Here is an 18,190-nt window from a genome sequence, read left to right on the forward strand (position 1 = left end):
CACACTACAAGATAAAAAACTTCCCAGAAGCTTGTCCTTCTTCCTTTTGTTTGGCTATTTTGTTATGTGTCGCATAGGCCCTTATATCTTAAATTTAGGAGTAAATATTCATGACTAAAGCAAATTTTGGTGTTGTCGGAATGGCTGTTATGGGCCGTAACCTTGCCCTCAATGTAGAATCACGTGGGTACTCAGTCGCTATTTATAACCGTTCAGCGGATAAGACAGAAGATGTTGTGGCTAGTAATCCAGGCAAAAACTTGATACCAAGTTACGATGTAGAAAGTTTTGTAAAATCAATCCAAACACCACGTCGTATTATGCTCATGGTTCAGGCAGGACCGGGTACGGATGCGACCATTCAAGCTTTATTGCCACATTTGGATAAGGGAGACATCTTAATTGATGGTGGAAATACCTTCTTTGAAGATACAATCCGTCGCTCCAAAGAATTGGCAGATTCAGGTATCAACTTTATTGGCACTGGTGTATCTGGTGGTGAAAAAGGTGCTCTTGAAGGACCTTCTATCATGCCTGGTGGACAAAAAGAAGCCTATGAGTTGGTAGCAGATGTCTTGGAAGAGATTTCTGCTAAGGCCCCTCAAGATGGGAAACCATGTGTAACCTATATCGGCCCAGACGGAGCTGGACATTATGTCAAAATGGTTCACAATGGCATTGAATATGGGGATATGCAGTTGATTGCTGAGTCTTATGACTTGATGCAAAACCTTCTTGGTTTAGGTGCGTCTGAAATGGCAGACATCTTCACTGAGTGGAATACAGGTGAATTGGATAGTTACCTCATTGAAATTACAGCGGATATCTTAACACGTAAAGATGATGAAGGTCAGGATGGGCCAATTGTCGACTATATCCTAGATGCAGCTGGCAACAAGGGTACAGGTAAATGGACGAGCCAAAATGCCCTCGATTTGGGTGTTCCATTGTCCCTCATTACAGAATCTGTGTTTGCCCGCTACATCTCAACCTACAAGGAAGAGCGTGTTCATGCTAGTAAGATTTTGCCAGGTGTTGACTACAAGTATGAGGGTGACAAGGCTGAGTTGATTGAAAAAATCCGCCAAGCTCTTTATTTCTCAAAAATTATTTCTTATGCTCAAGGTTTTGCTCAACTACGTGTGGCTTCTAAAGAGCATAACTGGGATTTGCCGTTTGCTGACATCGCCTCTATTTGGCGTGATGGTTGTATCATCCGTTCTCAATTTTTACAAAAGATTACCGATGCTTACAACCGTGAAGCAGATTTGGCTAACCTTCTCTTAGATGAGTATTTCTTGGATGTGACTTCGAAGTACCAGCAGGCTGTACGTGACATTGTTGCTATTGCTGTCCAAGCTGGTGTACCTGTCCCAACTTTCTCAGCGGCCATTACCTACTATGATAGCTACCGCTCAGCAGATCTTCCTGCTAACCTGATTCAAGCACAGCGGGACTACTTTGGAGCTCACACTTACCAACGAAAAGACAAAGAAGGTACATTCCATTATTCATGGTATGATGAAAAATAAGCATGGCAAAAAAGATTTTAATAGCAGGTAAGGAGCGTAATTTATCTCACTTTGTTTCCATGGAATTGCAGAAACAGGATTATGTTGTGGAGTACGCATCGAGTGGAGAAGAAGCGCTCTTGCTGAACCAGGAGACAGATTTTGACTTGTTGATTGTCAGCTATCAATTAGCTGATATGACCAGTACAGAGCTAGCTAAACAACTCCAACGCTTTAGGCCAGGGCTTGTCATGATTGTCGTTGTCGAGAGTGATGAAGCTCAAATATACGGTGAGGAAATCAAGCAATACGCAGTTTCTTACACCATCAAGCCGTTTGTTATCAGCGACTTGGTCCAGCAGGTTACAACTATTTTCCGGGGACGTGATTTTATTGATGAGACTTGTAAGCAGGTCAAACTGCAAGCAGCCTATCGAGATTTAAAGATTGATTTTCAAAATCGAACGGTACACCGCGGTCAGGAAGCAATTAATTTGACTCGCAGAGAGTATGATCTACTGGCAACCCTTATGGAGAGTCAGGAAATCATGACAAGGGAACAGCTCTTAGATCGGGTCTGGAAGTATGAATCAGCGACAGAAACAAATGTGGTAGATGTCTATATTCGTTACCTCCGTGGGAAGCTGGATCTTCCTGGTCAGGCTTCTTATATTCGAACGGTCCGTGGTGTTGGCTATACCATGCGGGATGAATAGAGTTTATAGATAGAGAGAGTTTGGATCACCTGCTCTCTCTTTTTAGACTTTTAGAGCTAGATAGGGTATAATAAACCAGTATAAAAGACAGGGATGGTAGATGATGAAAGATTCTATGAAAGAAAAATTATTGTTAATTACCTTTGCAGCCGTAGTACTCTTGGCGGTTCTCAATATTGATGACCTATATGCTCTTTTGCTGGTTATTCTAGGGTCTATGAATTCTCTTTTTGTAGGTGGGCTGTTAGCCTTTGTCCTCAATGTACCCATGAAAAAGTTAGAAGATTTGCTTGAAAAAGTTCCTTTTTTGAAAAAAGGGAAACGTCCCCTAGCTTTGGTCGGCGTGTTAATCGGCTTTTCTTTGATTGTGACGGGAGTAGTGGTTATCGTCCTGCCGACCTTAGCATCAACGATTTCACAGCTTGTAACGGTTGCCCAAGAGGGCATTCCCAAAATTCTATATTATTTGAATAACAGTGGCATCTTATCTGACAAATGGGTTAAACTGCTTACGGATTATGTGACGCGTTTTACAGACTGGAGCAATGTTTCCACATATGTAACAGGTTTTCTCTCAGGCCTCGTTAGCAATGTTGGAGGGATTTTTTCGAATGCGATGACCCTAGTGATGGCCTTCTTCTTTACATTAGCTATTTTAACGAGTAAAGAGCATCTTCAGGATATGACCTTTAAGCTTCTTTTAGCTGTTTTTCCTGAAAAAGTGGTAAAAAAAATCTATTATGTTGGGGAAGTTATTATTGATACCTATGACAAGTTCTTGATGAGCCAGATTGTAGAGGCTGTTATCATTGGTATCCTCGTTTTTATTTCCTACAGTCTCTTTGGGATACCTTTCGCAGCTATGGCGGGTATCTTATCTGGAGTTCTTTCTTTTGTTCCTTATATTGGGCCTTTTTCAGCCTGTCTTATCAGTGCCCTCTTTATTTCTGTCGAAAGTCCGCTCCTAGCCTTGGGTTCTATTGTCCTCTTCCAGTTGATTCAACTGATTGAGGGGAATGTCATTTACCCGCGTGTTGTTGGACAATCAGTTGGTTTGCCAACCTTATTTACCTTGGCAGCAGCTTTAATTGGTGGAAATCTTTTTGGCCTACTAGGTATGGTTTTCTTCACTCCTATTTTCGCTGTGGTTTACCGTTTGATAAGAGAATGGACATACGCTCGTCTGGAAGGAAAATACTCAGAAACAAATGAACGTTAGATTCTTCTTTTGCAAATATGATGAAAAGGGCTAGCAACAAGTCCTTTTCTCTTTCTTCCTTTCTTTCCTTCTCCCTAGAATTGTGGTACAATGGGGGCATAATGATAAAATGGGGGAAAGAAGATGCGTTGCCCGAAATGTAATAGTTTGAAATCCAGCGTAGTAGACAGTCGTCAGGCTGAAGATGGCAATACCATTCGCCGTAGGAGAGAGTGCGAGAATTGCCATTACCGCTTTACAACTTATGAACGTTTAGAAGAAAAAACCCTCGTTGTAGTCAAGAAAGATGGAACACGAGAGCAATTTTCACGTGAGAAAATCTTTAACGGGATTATCCGTTCCGCTCAAAAACGCCCTGTTTCCAGTGCAGACATTGATGAAGTGGTCAATCGGATTGAACAGAAAGTGCGCGCTCAGAGTGACAGTGAGGTGGAGAGCGATGTGATCGGTAATCTGGTCATGGAAGAGTTGGTAGATTTGGATGAAATCACTTATGTTCGTTTCGCCTCTGTGTACCGTTCTTTCAAGGATGTTAGTGAGATTGAAAGTCTCCTCAAGCAGATTACCAAGAGTGGTCGTCAGAAAAAATAACAAGGTAAAACAATGAGACCGAACCAAACCTATTCCTTTGTGGGGAAACTGGCGGTCTGGCCAGATATGGTCAGTCTGGTCCAGTGTTATCAGCCCATTATTGGCCTACAGGCTTTTGCTCTATATCAATACCTCTGCGTCACCAATGATCAGGGGGTAGGCCGTTTTCGTTTTAGCCAGATTTTAAATCATCTTAACTTTGGTACTCAGGCTTTAGAACAAGCTCTGGATGTACTGACTGCTATGAAGCTACTGGCTATTTACCAGCAAGAAGACAACTATACTTTAGCCCTTCAAGCTCCTCAATCCAGTCAGGATTTTTTAAAAAATGAGCTTTATCGAGCTCTTTTAGCCAAAAAAATTGGCGAATCTGCTGTTGAGAAATTGCGGATTAGCTTACCTACTGCAGATAAAAATATTTCAAAATCATTTTCAGAAGTTTTTCAGTTAGATGGTCAAATTGAGCCGTTGCGATCTAAGTCTGAACGCTTTGATGCACAGGCTTTTAAGCAAACTATGGCTCGTCACAATTTGCGTTTTCAGGATGAGCAGACGGATATTATCGGTCTCTATCACTTAGCTGAACAAGAAAATTGGACTTGGTTGGAGGTTTATCAGTTAGCTCGAGAAACAGCCATTAACCAAGAAATTTCTATTAAGCGGATGCAAGAAAAACTACGTTCTAACCAGAGGAAAAGTGCAGGAGAAGTAAGCTTTTCCCCTGCCGAAGAAACCATTATTCGCGAAAGTCAAGCTTTATCACCATTGGCCTTTTTGACAGCCATTAAAGATAGTAAGAAGGCAGCAGTCATTGCTTCTGAGAAGACTTGTTTGACCAGCTTAGCCAAACTAGGATTATTGGATGAAGTCATCAATGTCATTGTCCTCTATACCTTTAATAAGGTTGACTCGGCCAATCTAAATGAAAAGTACGCCCTCAAATTGGGAAATGACTTTTCCTATAAGGAAATAAGAAGTGCGGAAGCTGCTGTTTTGGCCTTGCGAGAAGGCAACCGTAAGTCGACTAGCAAGAAGGCTGAGACTAGTCAAAGTCAGCACTCAAATGTGCCCAGTTGGAGTAATCCTGATTACAAGGAAGAAACCACAGAAGAAGATTTGGCCAGATTAGAAGAAATCCAGCGGGAAATCTTAGAAAAATTAGAAAAATAAGGTGCGTAAGGTTGTGTAGTTCTCATTTGAGATTTTTAACATCTTATAGTCATTAGACATGCCTGAGGAACTATATAAAAACATTACTTCCCACCTTGATGACCTTTATATTTTAAGAAAGGAGAATAGATGAAAGAGGTTCAAGAAAGTTTGCGTCAGCCTGAGCAGGTCCGCAAGTCTTATCAGGAAATCCGTCAGGAAATTATAGCAGATCCTCAAGTTGCTGCCTTTATTCAAGAACATGCGCTGACGGAGAAGATTATTGAACTCTCCATCTCCAAGTTTTTTGAATATATCAAGGAGAGGGACAAGTGGCTTCATGGGGATGAAACCTATATTGCTAAGGGATATAAGCCCATTTTGATGATGAATAAAGGATATGCAGACGTATCCTACGAGGAGACAGCTGAGCTAGTCGAAGCGCAACGTCAAGAGGCTATTCGCCGTCGGATGAACCTAGTTGAATTGCCATCTAGCCTGAAGCACGCCACCTTGGTTCCCAATCAGGAGGACAGTGTCATCTTGACCAAAAGTCGGGTAGAGATTCTCTCATTGATGAGCGACTTTATTGGCAATTTTCATTCTCCAACAAAAAAAGGTCTCTATGTCTATGGTGATTTTGGAGTTGGTAAGAGCTTTTTGTTGGCAGCTCTAGCCCATGACTTATCTGAAAAATATAGCGTAGCCACAACCATGGTTCATTATCCTAGTTTTGTGGTCAATGTAAAAAATGCAATTCAATCTGGTCAGGTCAAGTCAGAAATTGATACTGTTAAGAAAGCAGATATTCTGATTTTGGATGATATTGGTGCCGAACAGCATAGTCCATGGGTACGCGACGATGTCTTGCAGGTCATTTTGCAGCATCGAATGCAGGAAAATCTACCAACCTTCTTTACTTCTAATTTTTCAATGCTTGATTTGGAAAAACGCCTATCTCAAGGCAAGGTTGGAGATGAGAGTTGGCAAGCAAAGCGGGTGATGGAACGTATCCGCTTCTTAGCTAAAGAAGTCCATTTGGAAGGAGAAAATCACCGGCATGAATGAAACCATCAACTTAATGAAGTCCCATTCGTCTGTTCGTCGTTTCAAGGATGAACGGATTTCAGAGCCTGATTTGCAGGCTATAATTGAAGCAGGAAGCGCAGCTTCTAGCTGGAAGAATTTCCAGTCTTACTCCATCATAGTGGTGAGGTCATCAGAGAAGAAGCAGTCTCTTTATGATTTGGTACCCCAGCCGGCTGTTCTACAGGCAGATACAATTCTAGTCTTTGTGGGTGATCACAATCGAGCGAGCAAGGCGGCCCAGCTTCATCAAGCAGATTTTGATGCGAAAGGTACAGAAAATCTCCTGATTTCCTCAGTGGATGCGGCCTTAGCTGGTCAGAATGCCATGTTGGCAGCGGAAAGTTTGGGCTATGGCGGTGTATTTATTGGGATGATTCGCCATTCTGCTCTGGCAGTGGCAGAACTTTTTGCACTTCCGGATTACACATATCCTGTTTTTTGCATTGCATTAGGTGTACCTAACCAGCATTTTCCTGTAAAACCTCGCTTGCGCTTAGATGCTTTTGTTTTCCAGGAAGAGTACAAGGAGCAAACAGTGGAGACTATTGTAGCCCATGATGCTGTTCAGACAGAGTATGCAGGAGCTCGGCAAACAGAGCTTTGGTCTGAACGTCTAGTCAATCAATTTAAGCAGGAAGAACAGCCTGAAACCAAGGCTTTACTTGAGAAACACAAATTACTTTAAACAGAGGAGGAGCCATGGCTCTACCAACTATCGCCATCGTGGGACGTCCTAACGTTGGAAAATCAACCCTATTTAACCGGATTGCGGGAGAACGCATTTCAATTGTCGAAGACGTTGAAGGTGTTACTCGAGACCGGATTTATGCAACAGCAGAATGGCTTAATCGCAAATTTTCTATCATTGATACAGGAGGTATCGATGACGTAGACGCCCCTTTTATGACCCAAATCAAACACCAAGCTGAAATTGCTATGGATGAGGCGGATGTCATCGTTTTTGTTGTGTCCGGAAAAGAGGGGATTACGGATGCAGACGAGTATGTGGCTCGTATTCTTTATAAAACCCATAAGCCAATTATCCTTGCCGTCAATAAGGTAGACAACCCTGAAATGCGCAATGAAATCTATGATTTTTATGCTTTGGGCCTAGGCGATCCCTATCCTGTTTCGTCTGTTCATGGTATGGGAACAGGTGATATTCTGGATGCCATTATCAACAACCTTCCTTCTGTTGAGGTAGATGAAAACCCAGATATGATTAAGTTCAGTCTAATTGGCCGCCCCAATGTTGGAAAATCAAGTCTCATCAATGCTATCCTAGGCGAAGAGCGTGTGATTGCCTCGCCTGTAGCTGGTACGACCCGTGATGCCATTGATACGCATTTCACAGACAGTGAGGGTCAGGAATTCATCATGATTGACACGGCTGGGATGCGCAAATCAGGCAAGGTCTATGAAAATACGGAGAAATACTCAGTGATGCGTGCTATGCGTGCTATCGATCGTTCAGATGTAGTTCTCATGGTCATCAATGCCGAGGAAGGTATCCGTGAGTACGACAAGCGGATTGCTGGCTTTGCTCATGAGGCTGGTAAAGGTATCATTATTGTAGTCAATAAATGGGATACTCTGGAAAAAGACAATCATACCATGAAGAAGTGGGAAGAGGATATTCGTGATCAATTCCAGTATCTATCCTATGCTCCAATTATCTTTGTATCAGCACTGACCAAGCAACGGCTCCATAAGCTGCCAGACATGATTAAGCAAATCAGCCAGAGCCAAAATACCCGCATTCCGTCAGCTGTTCTGAATGATGTCATTATGGATGCCATTGCAATTAACCCAACGCCGACAGATAAGGGCAAGCGCCTGAAAATCTTCTACGCAACCCAAGTGGCAACCAAGCCTCCGACTTTTGTAGTCTTTGTCAATGAAGAAGAGTTAATGCACTTTTCTTACCTGCGTTTCTTAGAAAATCAAATTCGTAAGGCCTTTGTCTTTGAAGGAACTCCTATTCATTTGATTGCTAGAAAAAGGAAATAAAAAAATGACTAGATAGAAATATCTAGTCATTTTTTTGTGAAATCTGTGCTTTCAAAAAGACTTCATTTGCCATGATGAGTTGCTTATAGTACTGATCATAAGATATGCTGATTTTACGTAATAAAGGAATGGCTACGTTATAGTAATTTTGATCTAACAGATATTGTTTTAGTTTGTATTCTATGGCTTTTAATGGGCTATTTAGATAATCATCACTTTGCTTGAAAGATTGATACTCTCGTATAGCCTCTTGATTGTCTTCAAACCACTGAGACGGATTATTAATCGCTAAAATTTTCTGTTGTTGTAATTTTTGCAGTTTCGAATCATCAATATCAAAAGTTTGTTTTTCAATATAGGCGCGTTCATCATTAGTAAGTGGCAACTCCGAAAAGTTGATCTAAATAATGTACATAGTCTTGAAAGGCTTGTTGCGCGTCTTCACTTAAGGTCTCATTGAGAAATGGTTGGTAGGCTGTAAAGAAACAGCTGGCGAGGTATCCTGGAAAAGCTCTTTCAAGTCTATCATAAAGACATTCCTTTTTTTTCCAAAATAGCGAGCTGGTTTTGGATTTCATCGAGAGTAGCTCCTTTTGCCAATTGAGTTAGGAGTTCTTGTTTTTCCTTTTGGTTTGCCACATTTCGCGCTTTTTTTCGTAAAAGGTTTTTGAGAGAATGTGGTGAATCTTTTATTTCACGAATTTCTCTAAGATTTAACCCTAGTTTTCTGTAAAGGGAGATGAACTCTAATGTGGCAATGTCTGTGTCCGAATATTTGCGATACCCATTTTCCATTCTACATGGATGAATAAAGCCCTTTTCTTCGTAATAATCAAGGGCTTTTCTTGTAAGTCCTAGTCTTTTTTGTATGTCTTTTCTAAACATCAAACTTCCCTCCTTTATTCATTTGTAGCATAACACAGTCCCCAAGGGACAAGTCAAGTAAAAGGATAACAGTGATAGGATTAAATGGCTTCAACAGTTATCTTTTTTGCGCGCGATTCTTTTGGTTTACCTCCAAATATGCTATAATGGAGAGATGAATTGAAGAGGGTGTGGAGAAATGAGTCGAATGATGCCCGGTCGGATACGGCAAGAGGGAATTGAGTTATATGAAAAAGGTCAACTAGTAGTCAAAAAAGTGGAAGGTCAAGATATCTTTTTGCGGGTTGCCCAAGAAGAGTTCCTCTATGATTTGGATGAAAAAAATCTGTCCTGTAGCTGTCAGCTGTTTGCTCAAAAGGGCTACTGCCAGCATCTTGCTGCGACAGAATATTTTTTAAAAAATGATACAACAGCCAGGGAATTGCTGGAACAAATCCAAACAAAAGGTCAACAAGAACAGGAAACAAAGCAGCGCAATTATTTTGGTGGTCTTTTTCTGGATAAGGTTTTGGGGACTTTGGAGCCGAAAATTCTCAAATATCGCTTGGCGGCAGAAGGAAGTCTAGGTACTTTTGAACAGCAGATTGACTGGACCCTAAAAATCAGCCGTTTACCTGATCAGCGGACTTATATCATCCGAGATATTGGAGCTTTTTTAAAGATTCTCAAACAGGAAGGGCATTACCAGATTGGTCGCAATTACTATGAGCTGATTTCCTACGAAGAGTTTGATGACGCTAGTCAAGAATTGATTGATTTTCTCTGGCGAATGGCACCGGATAAGCATCTTATTAGTAACGAGATTTTTGTTGATTTTGGTCGGAACTTGCGCTTGCCTTTGCTTTATTTTGAAGAGGGATTGGAATTATTACAAGGACTCTTTTTTTTCCAGTTTGATTATCGTTTTACAACTTATCACAGTCTGTCTGTTCTTCCTTATGATCCTAATATGAGCCTGTTTCGTTTTGAGGTTCAGCCCCACACCCACATGATTGAATTGTTGATAGAAGAACAGCCCATTCAAGAATTGTTGCAGGGGCATTACTTGATTGTAGATAACCGCCTTTATCAGTTGGGACGTAAGGAACGGGCTCTTTTAGCCTCCATCAAGGATTTGACTCCTACAGATGAAGGAATTAAGAAAATACAGGTTGATTACCAAGACCAGGAAAAATTAGCTTTATCCTTGTTGGATTTGCAACTCCTAGGACCAGTAAAGGCTCCGCAGAGATTTACCATTCATCCTTTTCAGGCTTCCTTTGCTTTATCAAAGAAGGACCAGTATTTGAGACTAAGCCTTGAGTTGGATTTTGATGGGGTAGTGGTGACTAACCAAGAAGATTTACATCAGTTGCCCTTCTTACCTCATTATCAGCAACTGCAGAAAATTTTTGCTACACTAGAGCAGTTAGGTTTTAGAGGTGCTTTTCAGGCCCAGCGAGAGGATTTGTTGGTCCAAGAACGATATAGTTTCCTGACAGATGGATTGGCTGAACTACGTGCTCTTGGTAAACTATCTCTGTCTCCAGAAGTAGCTGATTTGTTGATTGAGGGAAGTACTCATGTTTCAGTATCTACTTCAGGTTCATTACTGGATGTATCCTTTGATTTTTCAGGTATTGCAGAAGACGAAATTGAGGCAGCAACCCAGGCTCTGCTAGCACAAGAGGCCTACTTTACTAGTCAGACAGGGAGGGTACTAGTTTTTGATGAGGAAAGTCGAAAAATCAGTCAAAGCCTACAAAACTTACGGGCCCAATATAGTCAAGGTGGGCATCTAACCCTTACGAAACTAGCCGGCTACCAGCTGGCTCAAGCATTGGAAAGCAATAACTACGTCCAATTCTCTGCTGATTTTCAGGAGCTGGCTTACGATTTGACCCATCCTGAGAGATTCCCCTTGCCGGATGTGGCTGTGACAGCTGATTTACGCGATTACCAAAAAGAAGGTATTAAGTGGCTTTCTATGCTTGATAAATATGGTTTTGGTGGTATCTTAGCAGATGATATGGGGTTGGGGAAAACCTTGCAAACTATCGCTTTTCTTAGTAGTCGCTTGACCAAAGATTCCCGTGTCCTCATCCTAGCACCTGCTAGTCTCATTTACAACTGGCAGGAAGAGTTTCGACGTTTTGCTCCTCAGCTAGATGTGGCAGTTGTATACGGTCATAAGACTGAACGAGAAGCCATTTTAGCTAAAGAGTATCAAGTTTTAGTGACTAGCTATACCTCTTTCCGCCAAGATTATGAACTTTATCAAAAGACCAAGAAATATGATTACCTCATTTTGGATGAAGCACAGGTTATGAAAAATTCTCAGACCAAGATTGCCCAGCTCCTTCGTGATTTTGAAGTAGGCAATTGCTTTGCCCTATCAGGCACTCCGATTGAAAACCATTTGGCAGAAATCTGGTCCATCTTCCAAATCGTCTTGCCAGGCCTCTTGCCGACTAAGTCAGACTTTGGGAAGTTATCCGCTCCTCAAGTATCACGTATTATCAAACCTTTTGTTCTACGCCGAAAGAAAGAAGATGTTTTGATTGAGTTACCTGACCTGATTGAGGTAAATGTCCTCAATGAGTTGTCTGATGAACAAAAGGCCATCTATCTGGCACAATTGCAGCAGATGCAGACTAGCATAGCCGGAGCCAGTGTGGCTGAAATCAACCGCCGTAAGATTGAAATCTTGTCTGGCATTACCAGACTTCGACAAATTTGTGACACACCAAAACTCTTTATCGAGGATTATAAGGGCGAGAGTGGTAAATTGGACAGCCTTCGTGAGCTTCTTATCCAACTCAAAGAAGGTCAGCACCGTATTCTGATTTTCTCTCAATTCAGGGAAATGCTGGATATTATTGAAGAAACCTTGGACAGCTTGGAGATTTCCAGCTACAAACTAACAGGTTCAACGCCAGCTAATCAACGCCAAATCATGACTCGAGCCTTCAATGCTGGCAGTCGAGATGCCTTTCTTATCTCTCTGAAAGCAGGTGGGGTCGGTCTCAATTTAACAGGAGCCGATACGGTGATTCTAGTTGACTTGTGGTGGAATCCAGCTGTTGAAGCCCAAGCTATTAGCCGAGCTCACCGCATGGGTCAAACCCAAAAGGTAGAATTTTATCGGTTGATTACCAAGGGAACCATAGAGGAAAAGATTCAGGCTCTCCAGGAAACCAAGAAAAACCTAGTTACAGCAGTTTTGGATGGCAATGAAAGCCGAGCTAGCATGACGGTCCAAGAAATCAAGGAAATCTTGGGAATTTCTTAAACAAGTATAGGCTAAAATAGTGTAAATGTGCTATAATAATTTCTTGAAAGGAATGCGTATGAGAAGAACATCATTTCCAATAGTGGCAGACAACGAGCCTGTCTTGAGTCCCAATCCTCAGATGCGTTTGTATGAGGAATCAGACCTTATCAGCAATATCAGGGGACCTTATCAAGAAAAAGATTATGGTAGTCAAGAAGAAATTCCTGTTAAGGAAGAAAAACAGGTTGTAGCAGATATTTCAGAGGATCTCTTGCCTCCAATCTTTCATGCAGAGCCGAGCCTTTATTCAAGGCGGGACCGTATGCAGAAAACGGTGCGTTCTGCTGTAGTGGACACCAAACACTCCACTCAAAAAACTCAAGGCCAGCTAGCGAGAGAGCAAGCACGTGAAGATTTGAAGAAAAAACGCTCAGCTGCTTATCTAAAGGACGATAAGCCTAATGTTCATAGCCCTGTTATTAAAAGGGAGCCAACGACCCTTTTGGTTAAAAATCGCAATGAGCAGCTAGTTGACTTAGCTGAGCGCTTGCGCCAAACTAGCTATATTTTGGCGGATATGCCAGCAGTTTATTCTTTGGAGAAGAAGGAAAGCGAAAAAGAACAACCTGTACGTAAGAATTCTTATGATTTCTTAAAGAAGAGCCAAGTATACAATTATCCTGAGCACAAGCTCAACCAAGAGCGTCGCTTGGCCCAAGAACTCAATTTGACTCACATGGAAGAGGAAGTATAAACCAATGACAAAAACATATCATTTTATTGGAATTAAGGGTTCAGGTATGAGTGCCCTTGCCCTTATGTTGCATCAAATGGGCTACAAGGTTCAAGGTAGTGATGTTGATAAGTACTATTTTACCCAGCGTGGTTTGGAGCAAGCGGGAATTGCTATTTTACCTTTCTCTGAGGAAAATATCACAGAGGATGTCGAATTAATTGCCGGTAACGCCTTTCGACCAGATAATAATGTGGAGATTGCACAAGCAGATAAATTAGGTTTGTCCTATAAACGTTACCATGAATTTCTAGCTGACTTTATGCGCCAATTTGTTAGTTTTGGTGTGGCAGGTGCCCATGGAAAAACTTCTACAACAGGCCTTTTTGCCCATGTGATGAGCAATATTACGGATACTTCTTTTTTGATTGGAGATGGTACAGGACGTGGTTCTGCTAATGCACAATACTTTGTTTTTGAATCTGATGAGTATGAGCGTCATTTCAAACCTTATTATCCAGAATACAGCATTATCACCAATATTGACTTTGACCATCCAGATTATTTTACCAGCTTGGAAGATGTCTTTAATGCTTTTGATGACTATGCCAAACAAGTCAAAAAAGGTCTCTTTGTTTATGGAGAAGATGAGCAGTTACGCCGTATTACAGCCGATGCACCGATTTATTATTACGGATTTAAGGACAATAATGATTTCGTAGCTTATGACCTGAAGCCGTCTACCACAGGTTCGCAATTCAAGGTCCGTCATGGACAACAGGAACTAGGAGAATTCCAGATTCCAACCTTTGGGAAACACAATGTCCTCAATGCTACAGCCGTCATTGCCAATCTTTTTGTGGCTGGTTTTGATTTGACTTTAGTTGCGGAGCATCTTCAGACCTTTGGTGGCGTCAAACGTCGCTTTACTGAAAAATTGGTGAACGGAACGGTTATCATTGATGATTTTGCCCACCATCCAACAGAAATTATTGCGACCATTGATGCGGCTCGGCAAAAATATCCAAGTAAGGAAATTGTCGCTATTTTCCAACCCCATACCTTTACCCGCACGATTGCCTTACTAGATGAATTTGCAGAAGCTCTCAATGATGCTGATGCAGTCTATTTGGCACAAATCTATGGTTCAGCCCGTGAAGTGGACAATGGAGAAGTTAAGGTTGAAGATTTGGCAGCAAAAATCACCAAAACAGGTGGCTTGGTGACTGTTGAAAATACCTCTCCTTTACTTGATCACAGCAATGCTGTCTATGTCTTCATGGGAGCTGGCGATATCCAATCCTATGAGTATTCCTTTGAGCAACTCTTGTCCAATTTGTCGAAAAATGTCCAATAAAAATTGGCAGACAGCTGTCTGCTGATTTTCCTTTTTTAGAAAAGTTTTTTAGCAAAAAATTGAACTAAAAAACAGGCGTGAAGCCTATAAGATAGGGAAGTTCTTGCTTTTAAATTGCATTTAAGATATAATAACAGATGATTGTGTGAAAGGAGCTTCATTCTAGTGGACGATTTACAATCAAAAGATACACAGACCTCTGAAGTGGCAGAAGACAAGCTCGAAGCGCTTGAAGTTGAGTCCTTTAAACAAACTGAATTGTCGCAGTCAGATGAAGGATCATCTCAGTTCCTTCAGGAAGGAAAAAGGATGACCAGAGATGAGTTTGATTTTATCTCTCCTAGTGATCCTCTGCAAGAACAATCTCTTTCTGCACCAAGTAATCTGGATTTAGAGGACACTAGGGTTGAAATGGACTGGCCACAGTCAGAAAAAACACCTGAGCATGAATTGGAGGACACTATTATTAGTCCAGCAGTATCAGCAAAGACAAAAAAGACTCCTAAAGTCGAATCTACTAACTCAAAGCGTCGAAGAAATCGCCAGCGGATGAAACAGGAGACAGCAGCTAAACGCATTGCTGCAACTGTTGTGGTGGTTGTTCTTTTAGCATTAGCTATCACAGCATACACTGGCTATTCTTATGTTAAATCGAGCCTAGAACCAATGGATCCAACTTCGACAAAAATTGTTCAAGTGGAGATTCCAGAAGGTTCCTCTACCAAAGAAATTGGGAACATTTTAGTCCAAAATCAGTTAATAAAAAATGCAACTATCTTTAACTACTATGCTAAACTAAAGAGCTATAACAATTTTCAAAGTGGTTACTACAATTTAAGTCAGTCCATGTCTGTCGATGAGTTAGCTAAAACGCTTCAAGAGAGTGGAACACCGACACCTGTAGATCCAATAGCTGGTAAGGTTTTAGTTATCGAGGGTTATACCATTGAGCAAATTGCTCAGGCCGTGACTGATAATGTGTATACCAAGGATAAGGATGATAAAACTAGCTTTAGTTCAGAGGAATTTTTGGAGACAGTTAAAAATCCCGATTTTATCAATCGTATGGTTGCAAAGTATCCTAAACTATTTGCAAATTTACCAGCAGCAGATAGCGGTGTGAAGTACCAGTTAGAAGGCTATTTATTCCCAGCAACCTATGAATATACGAAGTCAACTAGCATGGAAGAATTGGTTGAAAAAATGATTACGGCTATGGATGCCAATCTTCAATCCTACTATGGTCAATTGTCTAGCATGGGCTTGACAGTCAATCAACTGCTCACCTTGGCCTCCTTGGTTGAAAAAGAAGGCGCGACAGACGAAGACCGCAGAAATATTGCCAGTGTCTTTTATAATCGCCTCAATATTTCCATGCCTCTACAATCAAATATTGCAATCCTCTATGCCATGGGAAAACTTGGTCAAGAGACTACTCTAGAGGAAGATGCAACTATTGATACCAATATTGATTCCCCTTATAATATCTACGTTCGAGCTGGTTTGATGCCTGGACCGGTTGACAGCCCTAGTCTGTCCGCCATTCAAGCAACGCTCAAGCCAAATGACACAGAATATTATTACTTTGTAGCTGATGTAACAACTGGTACAGTTTATTACTCTGCTACGGTTGAAGAACACAATCATAATGTCGAAAAATACGTTAACAGTAAGTTAAATCAGTAATTTTCAAAATGGAATTATGTGGTTGGAACCACATAATTCTGTTTTAGTATAAAAAGATAAAAGAAGAAATGAGAAAAAAGTAATGTCAGAAAAAACATATCCAATGACAATTGAAGAAAAAGAGAAATTGGAGAAAGAATTAGAAGAACTCAAATTGGTTCGTCGTCCGGAAATTGTTGAGCGTATCAAGATTGCGCGTTCCTATGGTGACCTTTCTGAAAATAGTGAATACGAAGCTGCTAAGGATGAACAGGCCTTTGTTGAGGGACAGATTTCTAGTATTGAAACAAAAATCCGCTATGCAGAAATCGTTAATAGTGATGCCGTAGCAAAAGATGAAGTGGCTATCGGGAAAACAGTTACCGTTCAAGAGGTCGGTGAGACAGATAAGGAAGTCTATCAAATCGTAGGTGCTGCTGGTGCAGATGCCTTTGCCAATAAGGTTTCAAATGAAAGTCCAATAGGACAAGCTCTGATTGGCAAGAAGAAAGGGGATACGGTTACCGTACAAACTCCAGCAGGGAGCTATGACATCAAGATTTTGAAGGTCGAAAAGACAAAATAAGGTAACAAGCAATGAAAGTGTTTGTTACCTTTCATTCTGTCACTTTTTTGGTACATGAAAAGGTAAGAAAGATGTTGAGAAAAAGAGTTTACTATAGGTTAATGTGCCTATTTCTGCTAGTGTATTTAGGGCAAGGGGAAGTTTTTGCTCAAGAAACAAATGGCTCAGAATCAGGTATACCTACAGAAGCAACGACTTCTACCACCAGTGCCGATTCCTCAAAATCAGAGCTGATTCCCTCTAGCGAAGCAACGACTATATTGCCATCGCAAGCACCAGATTTTTCTGAAGTAGAGGCCATACCAGAAGGGATTATTGATTCAGATAATCAAATCTTGGTGACAAATACCTTGCTCACCCCTTATCGACAGGTGGTTCGTCTGGAGTCTTTTTTTGCATCAGGTGTTCTCTATGGCACTGGTGTGATGATAGGACCGGATCTTGTCTTAACAGCTGCGCATAATGTGTACAATATTAAACGGGGTCAGTGGACAGAGGACGTTTTAGTGATACCAGCTCAAAATGGGGAGGCAGAACCATATGGGAAATATCAAGCTGGTCGGATTTTTATGCTCAAATCTTATCAAAATGAAGAAACGGGAACATCTGAGTCTTTTGATATGGCTGTTATCAAATTGACTCAGCCAGTTGATAGTCAGGTTGGCTTTCTTCCAGTATCCACAGAGATTTCTGACGGCAAACGGATTCAAGTAGCAGGATATCCGTATCCTAGGACTTCTGACTGGAAGATTGGTTTTATGTATACTATGTGGGGTGAGGCTACCTCTATCAAGGACAACCTTATTCGCTATGAAATTGATACAGAAAGTGGTCAAAGTGGCTCTCCTGTTCTCAATCAAGATAATGAAATTGTAGGCATCCATACCCTCGGCTTTGTAGATGGCAATCAGGTTTATATCTACAATGCAGCACGACGCATCATGCAAGATAGTTTAGATATGATTGCTATTGCTAAAGGTGAAAAGCAGGGTTCGGAAGAGGTGATTAGCCATTGGTTGGTTCAAAAATCAGTCCATCGTCTCTATCATGCAGGTATTCAGCGACATCTTTACACTCAGGACCAAAATGAGATAGCTATTTTGAAGACAAGGGGATGGAAATATGAAGGTGAAACTTTTCGTTCTGCGGACTATGGTATCCCTGTCTATCGCCTCTATAGCCCAGTGACTAAGGAGCATCTCTATACGACTAGTAGTCTGGAGAGAGATATTTTGGTCCAGCGAGGTTGGGATTATGAAAGTGTTGCTTGGTACTCAGAAGGTGAAACGCCAATCTACCGCCTCTATCATACAGGTTTGAAGGTTCATCTGTATACAAGTGATACAAATGAAAGGAACGTTCTAAAAAGGCGTTCTTGGCTTGATGAAGGACTTGCCTGGTATGCCCAGTAGGTTAGAATATCATT

Annotated in this window: 16 protein-coding genes; 14 read left to right on the plus strand and 2 right to left on the minus strand. The window is 41.3% G+C overall.

Annotation, left to right across the window (positions count from 1 at the left end; translation table 11 throughout):
• The first annotated feature begins 110 nt into the window (after positions 1–110).
• The 8 genes from gndA to der all read left to right on the plus strand — a co-directional run bounded on the left by gndA (position 111) and on the right by der (position 8,285).
• Complete coding sequence (gene gndA / locus F602_RS0105400) at positions 111–1,532, plus strand: NADP-dependent phosphogluconate dehydrogenase (protein WP_018166938.1); 1,422 nt, start codon at positions 111–113, stop codon at positions 1,530–1,532.
• Between the two features lie 2 nt (positions 1,533–1,534).
• Positions 1,535–2,227 (plus strand): response regulator transcription factor, encoded by a 693-nt coding sequence (locus F602_RS0105405; protein ID WP_018166939.1) that lies wholly within the window; start codon positions 1,535–1,537, stop codon positions 2,225–2,227.
• A gap of 103 nt (positions 2,228–2,330) precedes the next feature.
• Positions 2,331–3,446, plus strand: a complete 1,116-nt coding sequence (locus F602_RS0105410; protein ID WP_026183317.1) for an AI-2E family transporter — start codon at positions 2,331–2,333, stop codon at positions 3,444–3,446.
• A 123-nt stretch (positions 3,447–3,569) separates the two neighbouring features.
• Positions 3,570–4,037, plus strand: coding sequence for a transcriptional regulator NrdR (gene nrdR, locus F602_RS0105415; protein WP_018166941.1), 468 nt, complete (start codon positions 3,570–3,572; stop codon positions 4,035–4,037).
• Between the two features lie 12 nt (positions 4,038–4,049).
• A complete protein-coding gene (locus F602_RS0105420; RefSeq protein WP_018166942.1) occupies positions 4,050–5,207 on the plus strand; it encodes a replication initiation and membrane attachment family protein in 1,158 nt (385 codons plus the stop codon).
• A gap of 129 nt (positions 5,208–5,336) precedes the next feature.
• Positions 5,337–6,254 (plus strand): primosomal protein DnaI, encoded by a 918-nt coding sequence (dnaI, locus tag F602_RS0105425; protein ID WP_018166943.1) that lies wholly within the window; start codon positions 5,337–5,339, stop codon positions 6,252–6,254.
• Positions 6,247–6,960 (plus strand): nitroreductase family protein, encoded by a 714-nt coding sequence (locus F602_RS0105430; protein ID WP_018166944.1) that lies wholly within the window; start codon positions 6,247–6,249, stop codon positions 6,958–6,960. The genes dnaI and F602_RS0105430 overlap by 8 nt, the downstream gene beginning before the upstream one ends.
• A 14-nt stretch (positions 6,961–6,974) precedes the next feature.
• Entirely contained in the window at positions 6,975–8,285 is a 1,311-nt protein-coding gene (gene der, locus F602_RS0105435; protein WP_018166945.1) for a ribosome biogenesis GTPase Der, read from the plus strand.
• A 22-nt stretch (positions 8,286–8,307) separates the two neighbouring features.
• Here the strand turns inward: der and F602_RS10595 are convergent, their stop codons facing one another.
• Positions 8,308–8,670: a hypothetical protein gene (locus tag F602_RS10595; protein WP_018166946.1), complete on the minus strand. Its 363-nt coding sequence runs from the start codon at positions 8,668–8,670 to the stop codon at positions 8,308–8,310.
• Positions 8,671–8,810: 140 nt separating this feature from the next.
• Positions 8,811–9,170, minus strand: coding sequence for a MerR family transcriptional regulator (locus tag F602_RS10600; RefSeq protein ID WP_018166947.1), 360 nt, complete (start codon positions 9,168–9,170; stop codon positions 8,811–8,813).
• Positions 9,171–9,348: 178 nt separating this feature from the next.
• On the opposite strand from F602_RS10600, the gene F602_RS0105445 reads away from it, so the two are divergent.
• The 6 genes from F602_RS0105445 (at position 9,349) to F602_RS10605 (ending at position 18,176) form a co-directional block, all read left to right on the plus strand.
• Entirely contained in the window at positions 9,349–12,441 is a 3,093-nt protein-coding gene (locus F602_RS0105445) for a pilus expression-regulating Snf2 family helicase (RefSeq protein WP_026183318.1), read from the plus strand.
• Positions 12,442–12,499: 58 nt separating this feature from the next.
• A complete protein-coding gene (zapJ, locus tag F602_RS0105450) occupies positions 12,500–13,177 on the plus strand; it encodes a divisome accessory protein ZapJ (RefSeq protein WP_026183319.1) in 678 nt (225 codons plus the stop codon).
• Positions 13,178–13,181: 4 nt separating this feature from the next.
• Positions 13,182–14,513, plus strand: coding sequence for a UDP-N-acetylmuramate--L-alanine ligase (gene murC, locus F602_RS0105455; RefSeq protein ID WP_018166950.1), 1,332 nt, complete (start codon positions 13,182–13,184; stop codon positions 14,511–14,513).
• Positions 14,514–14,717: 204 nt separating this feature from the next.
• Positions 14,718–16,199 (plus strand): endolytic transglycosylase MltG, encoded by a 1,482-nt coding sequence (gene mltG, locus F602_RS0105460; RefSeq protein ID WP_425423264.1) that lies wholly within the window; start codon positions 14,718–14,720, stop codon positions 16,197–16,199.
• Between the two features lie 82 nt (positions 16,200–16,281).
• Entirely contained in the window at positions 16,282–16,764 is a 483-nt protein-coding gene (gene greA / locus F602_RS0105465; protein WP_018166952.1) for a transcription elongation factor GreA, read from the plus strand.
• Positions 16,765–16,865: 101 nt separating this feature from the next.
• Positions 16,866–18,176: a trypsin-like serine protease gene (locus tag F602_RS10605; RefSeq protein ID WP_018166953.1), complete on the plus strand. Its 1,311-nt coding sequence runs from the start codon at positions 16,866–16,868 to the stop codon at positions 18,174–18,176.
• The last annotated feature ends 14 nt before the right edge of the window (positions 18,177–18,190 follow it).

It is taken from the genome of Streptococcus minor DSM 17118, assembly GCF_000377005.1.
Taxonomy (GTDB): domain Bacteria; phylum Bacillota; class Bacilli; order Lactobacillales; family Streptococcaceae; genus Streptococcus; species Streptococcus minor.